The organism is Pseudidiomarina homiensis (genome assembly GCF_003987225.1).
GTDB lineage: Bacteria > Pseudomonadota > Gammaproteobacteria > Enterobacterales > Alteromonadaceae > Pseudidiomarina > Pseudidiomarina homiensis.
Window position 1 is genome coordinate 459,654 of sequence record NZ_PIPX01000001.1, and the last position, 12,705, is coordinate 472,358.

At 48.3% G+C, this 12,705-nt stretch carries 13 protein-coding genes; 11 read left to right on the forward strand and 2 right to left on the reverse strand.

Annotated features, from left to right (window positions below; genetic code table 11):
• The first annotated feature begins 3 nt into the window (after positions 1-3).
• The 10 genes from serC to CWI70_RS02195 all read left to right on the forward strand — a co-directional run bounded on the left by serC (position 4) and on the right by CWI70_RS02195 (position 9,093).
• Positions 4-1,089: a 3-phosphoserine/phosphohydroxythreonine transaminase gene (gene serC / locus CWI70_RS02150; protein WP_126770142.1), complete on the forward strand. Its 1,086-nt coding sequence runs from the start codon at positions 4-6 to the stop codon at positions 1,087-1,089.
• A 46-nt stretch (positions 1,090-1,135) separates the two neighbouring features.
• A complete protein-coding gene (gene hisC, locus CWI70_RS02155) occupies positions 1,136-2,236 on the forward strand; it encodes a histidinol-phosphate transaminase (protein WP_126770144.1) in 1,101 nt (366 codons plus the stop codon).
• Positions 2,199-3,518, forward strand: coding sequence for a 3-phosphoshikimate 1-carboxyvinyltransferase (gene aroA / locus CWI70_RS02160; RefSeq protein ID WP_126770146.1), 1,320 nt, complete (start codon positions 2,199-2,201; stop codon positions 3,516-3,518). Before hisC ends, aroA begins: the two co-directional genes overlap by 38 nt.
• A gap of 114 nt (positions 3,519-3,632) precedes the next feature.
• A complete protein-coding gene (gene cmk / locus CWI70_RS02165; protein WP_126770148.1) occupies positions 3,633-4,337 on the forward strand; it encodes a (d)CMP kinase in 705 nt (234 codons plus the stop codon).
• A 108-nt stretch (positions 4,338-4,445) separates the two neighbouring features.
• Entirely contained in the window at positions 4,446-6,122 is a 1,677-nt protein-coding gene (gene rpsA / locus CWI70_RS02170) for a 30S ribosomal protein S1 (protein WP_126770150.1), read from the forward strand.
• 45 nt (positions 6,123-6,167) lie between these two features.
• Positions 6,168-6,452, forward strand: coding sequence for an integration host factor subunit beta (gene ihfB / locus CWI70_RS02175; protein ID WP_126770152.1), 285 nt, complete (start codon positions 6,168-6,170; stop codon positions 6,450-6,452).
• A 100-nt stretch (positions 6,453-6,552) separates the two neighbouring features.
• Positions 6,553-6,816, forward strand: a complete 264-nt coding sequence (locus CWI70_RS02180; protein ID WP_126770153.1) for a lipopolysaccharide assembly protein LapA domain-containing protein — start codon at positions 6,553-6,555, stop codon at positions 6,814-6,816.
• A complete protein-coding gene (gene lapB, locus CWI70_RS02185) occupies positions 6,809-7,966 on the forward strand; it encodes a lipopolysaccharide assembly protein LapB (RefSeq protein ID WP_126770155.1) in 1,158 nt (385 codons plus the stop codon). The genes CWI70_RS02180 and lapB overlap by 8 nt, the downstream gene beginning before the upstream one ends.
• Complete coding sequence (gene pyrF, locus CWI70_RS02190; RefSeq protein WP_126770157.1) at positions 7,967-8,677, forward strand: orotidine-5'-phosphate decarboxylase; 711 nt, start codon at positions 7,967-7,969, stop codon at positions 8,675-8,677.
• 86 nt (positions 8,678-8,763) lie between these two features.
• A complete protein-coding gene (locus CWI70_RS02195) occupies positions 8,764-9,093 on the forward strand; it encodes a ComEA family DNA-binding protein (protein WP_126770159.1) in 330 nt (109 codons plus the stop codon).
• Here the strand turns inward: CWI70_RS02195 and CWI70_RS02200 are convergent.
• Complete coding sequence (locus tag CWI70_RS02200) at positions 9,090-9,698, reverse strand: rhomboid family intramembrane serine protease (protein WP_126770161.1); 609 nt, start codon at positions 9,696-9,698, stop codon at positions 9,090-9,092. The two genes, CWI70_RS02195 and CWI70_RS02200, sit on opposite strands and share 4 nt — an antisense overlap.
• A 103-nt stretch (positions 9,699-9,801) precedes the next feature.
• Here CWI70_RS02200 and ggt point away from each other — a divergent pair, with 103 nt between their 5' ends.
• Positions 9,802-11,571: a gamma-glutamyltransferase gene (gene ggt / locus CWI70_RS02205; RefSeq protein ID WP_126770163.1), complete on the forward strand. Its 1,770-nt coding sequence runs from the start codon at positions 9,802-9,804 to the stop codon at positions 11,569-11,571.
• Here the strand turns inward: ggt and msrB are convergent.
• Complete coding sequence (gene msrB, locus CWI70_RS02210; RefSeq protein WP_126770165.1) at positions 11,568-12,689, reverse strand: peptide-methionine (R)-S-oxide reductase MsrB; 1,122 nt, start codon at positions 12,687-12,689, stop codon at positions 11,568-11,570. The genes ggt and msrB overlap by 4 nt on opposite strands.
• Positions 12,690-12,705 lie beyond the last annotated feature (16 nt).

The window sequence follows — 12,705 nt, forward strand, 5'->3', positions numbered from 1 at the left end:
ATTATGTCAGCCCCGTTTAATTTCTCTGCTGGACCCGCGATGCTGCCAAAAGCAGTATTGCAAAAAGCTAAGGAAGAACTTACTAGTTGGCGGGGCTCAGGGGTCTCCGTCATGGAGATAAGTCATCGTGATCCAGCGTTTATGCAGATGGCATATAAAGCAGAACAAGACTTACGTGATTTAATGAAAATTCCAGATAATTACCAGGTCTTGTTCATGCATGGTGGTGGTCGCGGGCAATTTACTGCGGTAGCGCAGAACCTCGCCGGCCCGAATGATACTGTCGATTACCTTAACGGTGGTATTTGGTCGGATTTCGCCATTCGTGAGGCTCGTAAATACGTTGCGAAGGTCAACATTATTGGGAGTGCTATCGAAACGGATCAGGGCTTGGCTTATCCACCCCAGTCTGAATGGCAACTTAGCGAAGATGCAGCTTATGTGCACTATTGCCCTAATGAGACGATTGGTGGCTTAGCACTGCACACGATCCCTGAGGTTTCGGCGCCACTCGTCGTGGACATGTCATCGAATATTTTATCGGAGCCGTTGGCGGTCGAGAAATTTGGTGTGATTTATGCCGGCGCGCAAAAAAATATCGGACCGTCGGGCTTCTCGATCGCGATTGTTCGCGATGACTTGCTTGGTCGAGCGCAGGGCACCACGTCGACGATCATGGATTACACGGTACAAGCCAAAGAACGCTCGATGTACAACACACCAAACACTTGGGCATGGTATCTTTCGGGGCTTGTGTTCGAGTGGATAAAAGAGCTAGGCGGGGTGACCGCGATGGCTGAGCGTAATAATCGCAAAGCCAAATTGCTCTACGATTATATAGATAACTCAGCATTCTATTCGAACCCCATTCACCCCGATTTTCGTTCGAAAATGAACGTGCCATTTTTGCTTGCCGACGCGCAACTCGATGGCGAGTTCCTGCGGCTGGCTGAAAGTGAAGGCTTGGTTGGATTGAAAGGACACCGCTGGGTAGGTGGTATGCGTGCAAGCATCTACAATGCAATGCCGCTCGAAGGCGTTGAAGCTTTAGTCAGTTTTATGCGAGATTTCGAGCAGAAACACACGTAACCGCGACTTTTAACCATTGATACAGAACTTAAACAAGAACAACGCTATGACCACTTTTGATGCGAAACAACTTGCCAATGTTGGCGTACGAAATCTGCAACCTTATCAAGCAGGTAAACCGATTGAAGAACTAGAGCGAGAGCTCGGTATCAGCGACATTGTGAAGCTTGCTTCGAACGAAAACCCACTCGGTTTAAGTTCCAAAGTTCGTGCGGCCTTGCAAGAGACTCTCTCGGGATTGGCGCGATACCCAGATGCCAACGGTTTTTACCTAAAAGCTAAATTAGCGAAGAAATTTGGTATTTCGGCAACTCAAATCACCTTGGGGAATGGCTCAAATGATTGTTTAGAGCTGGTTGCTCGAACCTTTGTAAATGATAGCCATGAAGTTATTTTTTCTCAGCATGCGTTTGTTGTCTATCCGTTGGTCACTCAAGCTATTGGTGCTAAAGGCGTTGCAGTTCCGGCCGCAAACTATGGGCATGACTTAGATGCTATGCTCGCCGCCGTTACCGAAAAAACGCGCATGATTTTCATCGCCAACCCAAATAACCCAACAGGGACCTTCTTAACTGCCGACGAACTAGCAAGCTTTTTAGCAAAAGTGCCAAGTCACGTTCTGGTTGTCCTAGACGAAGCGTACTATGAGTATGTTCCCGAGGCCGAACGAGCACCGTCGTTTGATTGGCTGACGCAGTATCCAAATCTACTTGTCAGTCGCACCTTCTCTAAAGCTTATGGCCTTGCTGGTCTGCGCGCAGGCTATATGGTTTCACATCCCGAAGTTGCCGATCTAATGAATCGTGCTCGTCAGCCATTTAATATGAACAATTTGAGCCTGCGTGCCGCTGAAGTAGCGCTTGATGACGAGGATTATTTGCAACAGTCAGTGGCAGTGAATGCCGCTGGTATGGAGCAATTAGTCGCTTTTTGCGAGAAGCATGACTTAGCTTATATTCCATCCCACGGTAACTTTTTGACCATTGAAGTAGGCCCAAATGCTGCTGAGCTCTACCAGCAGTTGCTCCGCGCGGGTGTCATTGTTCGACCTGTTGCTGGCTATGAGTTACCGCATCACTTACGTGTGAGTATCGGCTTACCGGAAGAGAATGAAGCTTTTATTCGCGCTATGGAACAATTGCTTTAACGTGGAAACGCTGCATTTAAAAGGTCTTAACAGCTGCTCAGGCATTGTCGATCTGCCTGGCTCCAAGAGTATTGCCAATCGTGCCTTACTGATGGCTGCGCTGTGTGAACAAGGGCGAGTTACCGAGCTAAGCCACATGTTGCGTAGTGATGATACCGAGCGAATGCTCGAAGCCCTGCGCGCACTTGGGGTTGTCATTGAAGAGGTAACGGCAACCACTTTGCGCGTGCACGGTTGTGCAGGAGATTGGCCAAGCACGCCGCAGCAGCTCTATTTAGGTAATGCTGGCACCGCTATGCGGCCGTTGACCGCTGTATTAGCTGCAACTGCAACGCAACCCATCGTGTTGACCGGCGACGCCAGAATGCAAGAACGCCCCATAGCAGATCTTACCCAAGCACTATTGCAAGGCGGGGCCGATATTAGGTTTCTGCAAAAGCACGGCTATCCGCCATTGGCAATTCACCGCAAAATGCACGGCGGCCGACTGCAGGTCAACGGTAGTGCCTCAAGCCAATACATTTCAGCGTTATTGATGGCGCTTCCGCTGCTTACGCAAGATAGTGAGTTAGAGTTGGTTGGCACTGTCGTGTCTTGGCCTTACATAGAGCTAACGCTAGCGATGCTGAAAAGTTTTGGCATCAAGATTCATCAGCCTGAAAGACAGCGTTTTGTGATTGCCGGTGGTCAACGCTACCAATCACCTGAGCACTATTGGATCGAGGGTGATGCCAGCGCAGCAAGTTATTGGTTAGCTGCGGGCGTGCTTGGAGGCGGACCGTTGACGATTCAGGGGATTGGCCGTAAGAGCATTCAAGGTGACATCGCGTTCGTCGATTATTTACGTGAAATGGGTGGCAACATCGAGCTGTATGACGAATCTGCCGTGGTCTCAGGCGGGCGTTTACGAGGGTTCGATGCGGACTTGAATGCGATCCCAGATGCTGCGATGACCTTTGCCACGCTCGCCTTGTTTGCGGAAGGCGAAACTTGTATTCGCAATATTGCGAATTGGCGTATCAAAGAAACGGATCGACTGCATGCGATGGCGACAGAGCTACGCAAGTGTGGAGCGCAGGTCGAAGAGGGCGCAGACTTCATCCGTATTAAACCGCCAACCGCGTTACGCCATGCCCAAATCGCTACTTACGATGATCACCGCATGGCAATGTGTTTTTCGTTGCTCGGCTTTAGTGCCTCGGGTGTGACTATTGAAGACCCTTCCTGTTGCGCAAAAACGTATCCTAACTACTTCGCAGAATTTGAACGTTTATGCAGTTGAAATGAGACGTTTCCGCAAACTGTCATTAACTATTCTGTAAAGCTTCATCTAATTGAGATGCAATTTTCTGGCAAATCCGTATAATTGCGGCGCTTTTAGTTGCTAGAGGATGCTATGACCGATTCGATTCCCGTGATTACCATTGATGGTCCCGGTGGGGCTGGTAAGGGTACAGTCAGCCGCATGTTAGCGGAAAATCTTGGCTGGCACTTGCTGGATAGCGGCGCTATCTACCGAGTTCTAGCGCTTGCCGCATTGCACCATGACTTTGCCCCGGAAGATGAAGAAAGCCTTGTGGCACTCGCCAGTAACCTAGATGTGAAATTTGAAGTTGAGAGCGATGAAGCGCTCACACATATCATTCTCGAAGGCGAAGATGTGACGATGGCCATTCGTACTGAAGCGGTCGGTAATATGGCCTCGAAAATCGCAGCGTTACCGCGCGTTCGTGAAGCTTTATTGCGTCGTCAAAGGGCCTTTAAGGAACTGCCAGGACTAATTGCGGATGGCAGAGATATGGGCACAGTCGTGTTTCCAAGTGCTGCCGCAAAAGTTTTTCTTACCGCCAGCGCCGAAGAACGCGCCCAACGCCGCTACAAACAATTGCTCGAGAAAGGTTTTACTGCTAAAATCGACCAATTAATCGCCGAAATCAGAGAACGTGATGAACGCGATGCGAATCGTTCGGTAGCGCCTATGAAAGCGGCCGATGATGCGCTTTATGTAGATTCAACAGATTTGAGCATCGATGAAGTAGTGGATCAAATCTTACGCTTTGCCCATGGCAAGCTAACGAATACTGAGAAGGCAAGCTCATAACCTTGCCAACTTAGGGGTCTGTAGCACGGAAGCCAACAGATTGATTTTAACAACCCCATCTCACCGGATTGTTTGATGGATGTACTTAACTGAAGTAAGTTAACTCATATGACCGAAAATTTTGCACAACTGTTTGAAGAAAGCCTCAAAGAGGTAGAAACCCGCCCAGGTTCAATCGTTAAAGGTACTGTCGTTGCTATCAACCGTGACGTTGTATTGGTTGACGCAGGCCTGAAATCTGAAAGTGCTATCCCAGTCGAGCAATTCCGTAACGCTGACGGCGAAGTTGAAATCAACATCGGCGATCAAGTTGACGTTGCGTTGGATGCCGTAGAAGACGGTTTCGGCGAAACTATTTTGTCACGCGAGAAAGCGAAGCGTCACGAAGCATGGTTGCAGCTGGAAAAAGCCTACGAAGACCAAGAAACTGTTACCGGTATCATTAGCGGTAAAGTGAAGGGTGGTTTCACAGTTGATTTAGGTGGCGTACGTGCGTTCTTGCCAGGTTCATTGGTAGACGTTCGTCCAGTTCGTGAAACTGCGCACCTAGAAAACAAAGATTTAGAATTCAAAGTGATCAAGCTTGACCAGAAGCGCAACAACGTTGTTGTTTCACGTCGTGCTGTTATCGAAACTGAAAACAGTGCTGAGCGCGAAGAATTGCTTGAAAGCTTGCAAGAAGGCCAAGAAGTTAAGGGTATCGTTAAGAACCTTACTGACTACGGTGCGTTCGTTGATTTAGGCGGCGTCGATGGCTTGTTGCACATCACTGATATGGCTTGGAAACGCGTTAAGCACCCGAGCGAAGTGGTTAATGTTGGTGACGAAATCAACGTTAAAGTACTTAAGTTTGATCGTGAGCGCACGCGCGTATCACTTGGCCTGAAGCAATTGGGCGAAGATCCATGGTCAGATATCGCTGCACGTTACCCAGAAGGTCACCGTCTGCAAGGTCGCGTAACCAACTTAACTGACTACGGCTGCTTCGTAGAAATCGAAGAAGGCGTTGAAGGTTTGGTACACGTATCTGAAATGGACTGGACCAACAAGAACGTTCACCCATCTAAAGTTGTTAACTTGGATGACGTTGTTGAAGTTATGGTTCTTGAAATCGACGAAGAACGTCGTCGTATTTCACTTGGCCTGAAACAATGTAAGCCTAACCCTTGGGAAGAGTTCGCGAAGAACTTCAACAAAGGCGAGAAAGTCAGCGGTAAGATCAAGTCAATCACTGACTTCGGTATCTTCATCGGTCTTGACGGCGGCATCGACGGCCTTGTTCACTTGTCAGATCTAAGTTGGAACACTGCAGCTGAAGAAGCTGTGCGTGAGTTCAAGAAAGGCGACGAAGTGACTGCAGTAGTCTTACAAGTTGACGCAGAGCGTGAGCGTATCTCTCTAGGTATCAAGCAATTAGAAGAAGATCCGTTCAACAATTATCTGGCGGCCAACAAAAAAGGTGCTATTGTTACTGGTAAGGTCATCGAAGTTGATGCCAAGGGCGCTAAAGTTGAATTAGCCGAAAGCGTTGAAGGTTACGTTCGCGTAGCTGATATCTCACGTGATCGCGTTGAAGATGCAACAACTGAGTTGAAAGTTGGTGACGAAGTTGAAGCACGCTTCATGGGCGTTGACCGTAAGAATCGCACTTTGAGCTTGTCTATCAAAGCGAAAGACGAAGCTGAAGAGAAAGAAGCTCTTGAGTCAGTGAACAAGCAGCAAGACGAAGGCGACTTCACTAACGCAATGGCTGAAGCTTTCAAAGCAGCGAAAAGCGACGACTAAGAACGCTAAAGTGCTCGGCATTGACGCATAACAGAGGAGCTTAAGATGACAAAATCGGAACTGATTCAACAGTTAACGGCATTGTATCCAGAGCTTTCTCCGCGTCAGGTGGAAGATGCGGTGAAAGAGCTTATCGAACAAATGGCCCAACAGCTTGCTGGTGGGGATCGAATTGAGATTCGAGGTTTTGGTAGTTTTTCACTGCATTACCGAGCGCCGCGTACAGGTCGTAACCCGAAAACTGGTGAAAGAGTTGAGCTTGATGGCAAGTACGTGCCACATTTTAAGCCCGGCAAAGAGCTACGTGAACGCGTAGATAACATCAGTTAGACGGACGTTAATTTCGCGTCGAGTTCAGCAAAACGGCATGCTATAGTTAGGCATGCCGTTTTTTTATGAGTTGCGCTCACACTAAGCACTAGGACTTGTAATGCTGCGATTTATATTCATTGGTCTTCCCTTACTTATTTTGTTTTTGTTAGCTGTTGCCTTCGGCGCGCTAAACAAACACGCTATTACGTTTAATTTCATTATTGGTGAGACGAACTTGCCGGTTTCCGTGTTAACAGGGTTGTTTATCGGTTTAGGCTTTCTACTCGGATTGGCTGCCATGGCCGCAAAACAAGTGGCTTTGCGCAATGAAAACCGTAAACTCCGCAAGCAAATAACTCAACGCGAGAGCTCGAATGCTTGAGTTGTTGTTCCTGCTTTTACCGGTTGCAGCCGCCTACGGCTGGTTTATGGGACGCAATAGCGTTCGTAATGAGGACCGGCGTGAGCAAGAAGAATTCTCTAGGCAGTATGTAACCGGTCTTAATTTACTTTTGTCGGATCAACCCGACAAAGCGGTTGACTTGTTCATTCAATTACTTGATGTCGATACCGATACACTTGAGACACACTGGACATTGGGGAAGCTATTCCGTCGCCGTGGTGAAGTCGATCGTGCTATTAAGATCCATCAAAACCTAACCTCACGACCCACAATTAGTGAACGTCAGCGACGCTTAGCTATGTTTGAGCTAGGTTTAGATTATCTTGCTGCGGGTATTTTTGATCGCGCTGAAGAAATGCTTGTGGCGATGCAAAACGACAAGGAATTTGCTGAACCTTGTCAACGGTACTTGTTAGAGCTGTACGAATCGACGCACGAGTGGGATAAAGCCATCAAAGTTGCGCTAAAGCTTGCGCGTCACGATGCTAGCGCAGAACCGCTCGTTGCACAGCTTTATTGCGAGCTGGCGAGTCTCCAAGATGACCCAGAGTATAGCGAAAAGTATTACCAGAAAGCTCGAAAACATGAGCCTGACAATGTACGTGCTGCATTAGCCTTGGGGCGGATGTGGTACGAGCAGGGCGCACACAGTAAAGCGCAAAAGATTTTAACGGGTATCTTGGACGCTGATCCCGCATTTATTTCTGAGGCTTTACCTATTTTACAAGCTTGTTATGAAAGCCAGAATGACGACGCAGGCTTTATTCAGTTCTTACATAAATGTGTTAGTGAAGCGAATTCGACAACTGCGGCGATGTTACTCTCTGAGGCTATTGCTAAAACCAGTTCGATTGAAGAAGCGGAACAGTTTATGCAGTCGGCCTTGCTGCGCAACCCGACCATGAAAGGCTTCCACCAATTGATGGACTTTCACATCCGTGCCGCTGACGTAGGGCGTGCTCGTGACAGTTTACAGATGCTGCAGCGACTCGTGCAGCATCAACTTCAGCAGCGACCGAAGTATCGCTGTCGGCATTGTGGATTTGCTGGTAGCACATTGTACTGGCATTGCCCCTCATGCAGAGTTTGGGGGGAAATTAAACCTATTACTGGATTAGATGGAGATTAAATGACCGCTCAGCCGTTTATTTTCGTGGCGCTAGATTATCCAACAGCTGATGATGCATGGCCGCTCGTTAACCAACTTAACCCCGAAGAATGTGGCCTTAAAGTAGGCAAAGAACTTTTTACTGTTGCCGGACCTGACTTCGTTCGTGAGCTTGTTGGGCGCGGTTTTAAAGTGTTTTTAGACCTCAAATTTCATGACATACCTAACACTGTTGCGAAGGCAGTACAAGCGGCTGCCGAACTTGGTGTTTATATGGTAAATGTCCATGCTTCTGGCGGCGAGCGCATGCTTAAAGCGGCACGAGAAGCGCTGGCGAATGCAACGCAGCCACCGTTGTTGATCGCAGTAACCGTTTTAACAAGCATGACGGAAGACGATTTAAAGAGCGTTGGCGTAACCGCAACGGTTGCGGACCATGTTAAGCGTTTAGCTATGCTCGCGAAAGCAAATGGTCTTGATGGTGTTGTTTGTTCGGCGCAGGAAGCTGCAATGCTGCAAGCAACGTGTGGACATGACTTTGTTCTCGTAACACCGGGTATTCGGCCAATGGGCAGTGAGCAGGGCGATCAACGGCGGGTGATGACACCGACCGAAGCCGCGGCTCAAGGTATTCAGTATTTGGTGATTGGCAGACCTATCACCCAAGCTACGGACCCGGCAATGGCACTCAAACAAATACTGACTTCTCTGACAACGGAATCCGCTGGTTAGATTCGCATCTAAATACGTGCTCCACTAAGCTTCTGGTACTGCCTTGTGCAGTCGTTTTATGCAATTCATTTACCAGGAGCTTAGTTATGTTACGGAAAACTTTTACCACATTTTTTACCGCTATAGTGCTTGTTGCCGTAAGCGCATCAAGTGCCGCGGCGACGCCTTTACTGCCCACCGTAAAACCTACCCAACCGATGCAAGCTGTGCAACAACAGCTGGTTAAGGTCAATATTAATACCGCTTCAGCGGCGGAGCTAGCGATGTCGTTAACAGGCGTTGGTCAGCGCCGTGCGGAAGCGATTATTGCTTTACGAGAACAGCTTGGCGGATTTACCGATGCAAACCAGCTTATGCAGGTGAAGGGAATCGGCCCGCGCTTGATCGAACTTAATAAAGAGCGGATCGAACTTTAGTCACTTCCCAGTTGGGCAAGTTTAGCGAGACGACGGTTGTGTAGCCACCAGGCAAGGATGCCAAAAAGGATACCGAGGCCATGTAGCAGCCAAATTTGCTGAACTTGTCCGGCTGCCAAAAAACTTTGCCAAACGCCAATGAATTCGGCGAACCATTTTGCGATTAGGATAATTACTGCTGCGAACATCAGCTTGCGTTGGTTGCTCGATTGTGACGCGTGTAACTCGAGTAACAGGCCAATGGTAAGCAAGCCATGATTAACAATAGATAACCCGACGAAATGTTGCTCAAAACCAGTGATGGTTAACGTTAGGGAGCTACCAATAGCTATAATGATCAGTGCGTTAAGAAACGTGCGAACATTGAAGTAGCGTGCAAATAGTATTGTGATAAAGAAGAATGCTAAGGCATTGAGCAACCAATGTAATTCAGTAAGATGCAAAAAGTGTGCGGTGAGTAAACGCCAAGGTTCCTGCCAGACTTGCTGCGCAGCAAAATCGAATTCGGCGAGTAACGACGGATATTCAAATTGGAAGTAGTACGCCCACGCCGATGTGACCACAAGCAGTAGGCTGCAAATAAGTACTTGAATGCGATCAGACATAGGTCGTAGTTGTACCTTTCGACATTGTGATAAGAGTTTAAGCCCTTTATGATAGAAGCGTGCTTACCCCCTGTAAACTGTTATCAACCGCAAAGGAAGGATTATGAAACCTAAGATGTTAGCGGTCTTGCTGTTCACCTCAGCATTTGCGCTTAGTGCTTGTAATGATCTAAATCAGGAACAAGCTCAGCGTGATAAGCGTGAACCCGAAGCTGCAACAGGAGTTATCGCAAAAGAGGCGGTATTGAGTACAGACTTTATGGTTGCCGCAGCGACTCCACAAGCTGCAGCAGCCGGGCGTGAAATATTAGCACAAGGCGGGAGCGCAATTGATGCCGCGATTGCGGTTCAAGCAATGCTAACGTTAACGGAGCCGCAGTCTTCAGGTATCGGCGGTGGCGCATTTATCCTGTATTGGGATAATCAAACGAAGCAACTCTATACCATTGATGCTAGGGAAAAAGCTCCAGCTAGTGCAGGTCCAGACTTATTCTTGAATGCGCAGGGGGAGCCCCCTGAAAATTTTTGGAATGCTGTGATTGGCGGTCGCTCAGTAGGTACTCCAGGTGTTTTGAAGGGGCTTGAATTAGCGCATCAACGTTGGGGGAAGACCGCTTGGTCGACTCTTTTCAGTAGTACGATTAAAGCCGCGGAAGAGGGCTTTACGGTTTCGCCACGTCTCGAGCGCTTGTTGGCAATGGAACTTAATCCGGGCTTACCGAATATGGCTTCAGCGGCCGCGTATTTTTATCCTGACGGCGAGCCCTTACGTGCCGGCACGGTAAAACAGAATCCGGAACTTGCGTGGGCTTTGCAATTAGTTGCTGAGCAAGGTGCTGATGCTTTCTACCGCGGGCCTATTGCTGAAAAAATTGTTGCCGCAGTCAACTCGAGTGAAGTATCACCAGGGTTACTAACCTTAACTGACTTGGCAAACTACGAAGCCATTGTGCGTGAGCCAGTTTGCAATGGTTACCGTGTCTACACGGTCTGCGGGATGGGCCCACCAAGCTCCGGCGGTTTGACAGTCCTGCAAATCTTGGGGATTTTAGAAAACTTTCCGGTGGCAAACTGGCAACCCGATAGCGTAGAGTTTGCACATCATTTTACCCAAGCGTCACGTTTGGCATTTGCCGATCGTAACCGCTATATCGCCGATAGTGACTTTGTTGAGGTACCCATGAGTCACATGCTGCAGAAAAGCTATCTTGCTGAACGATCACGGCGAATTGGTAACCGAGATTTGCGTAAAGCAGTACCGGGAGAATTTAAAGCGTTAGCGTTAGCTGACGATATGTCACCGGAATTTCCCAACACAAGTCACATTTCGATTGTCGATAAGCAAGGCAACGCGGTATCAATGACAACGAGTATTGAAATGGGGTTTGGCTCCGCGGTCATGGCTAGTGGCTTCTTGTTAAACAACCAATTGACAGACTTCTCGCTGCGTCCCAGCGTTGATGGTCAACTGATTGCGAATCGAGTGCAGGGCAGTAAACGTCCTCGTAGCTCGATGTCACCGACAATGGTATTTGATGCAGAGGGTGATGATCTTATCCATGTTGTAGGCTCACCAGGTGGGGCGCGAATTATTAATTATGTGGCACAAACCTTAGTTGGTTTACTTGATTGGCAGCTTGATATGCAAGCGGCAATAGACTTGCCACATGTTACCAATCTTAATAATTATACGGCGTTAGAGAAGGGCACACCGATGGCCGATTTGCAACGAAAGTTAAACAGTAAAGGGCATGAGGCGCGCGTTACCGATCTCAATAGTGGCCTCCACGGCATTACTATTTTACCGAACGGACGCCTGCTTGGTGGCGCTGACCCGCGCCGTGAAGGTGTTGCTTTGGGTGCTAAAGATTAATCACGTTTTACGTCTGGAATATAATCCTCATAGCCCTCAGTGGCCATGTCTTCGAGTGGGATGAAGCGCATGGCTGCTGAATTCATACAGTAACGTAATCCTGTAGGAGCGGGACCATCCTCGAATACGTGCCCTAAATGGGAGTCGGCGTAACGACTGCGTACTTCGATGCGGGTCATAAACCACGAACGATCTTTTTTGGTGACGATAAAATCTTCATCGATGGGCTTGGTAAAACTTGGCCATCCGGTCCCTGATTCGAATTTGTCAGCGGATGAGAACAACGGTTCGCCACTCACAATATCCACGTAGATACCGTCACGTTGCTCGTCCCAATAAGTATTATCGAATGCACGTTCGGTCTTACCTTGTTGCGAAACTGCAAATTGTAATGGCGTTAGTTGCTCTTTCAAGGTGGCGTCATTAGGTTTTGAAAAGTTATCAAAGTTCATGCTAGACCTCTTTTTAGACGGCGCTTCAGGTTCGTTTTTAAAGCTCGTATAGTCGATTTCGTAAGCGTCACCCCATACGTTCTCGGTGAACTGAAAGCGCCCAGAGTTATTGGTATAAACCCAGTACCGAACAGGGTTTTTACGATAATAATCTTGATGATAGGTTTCCGCTTCATAAAAGGTTGTCAACGGCTCGATGGGGATAGCGACGGGGTCTTCATAGAGTCGCATAGCTTCGAGTTGCAAACGTTCGCGTCGAGCAATTCGTTGCTGTTGCTCATTATGATAAAAAATAGCAGGGCGATATTGCTTGCCGCGGTCGACAAATTGTCCATCCAAGTCTGTCGGGTCCATCATTCGCCAGAACGCTTGGATGAGGCCAGTATAGGAGACCACCGCTGGGTCATAAAAGACTTGTACGGCTTCGGTGTGGCCAGTTTGACCGCTAGCTACCTGTTCATATGTCGGCGCAACTTCTTCGCCGCCAGCGTAACCAGAGACAGCTTCGCGTACGCCAGGCACTTCTTCGAAAGCTTTTTCAACACACCAAAAACAGCCGCCGGCAAAAGTTGCGACGCGTTCTTCCGCGACTGCGGGTGGAGACGTAAGAAACAAGGCTAAACTAGTAACCCCCAGAAATACCGCACTAATAGATTTGCTTCCCATACTACCTCCACCCAGG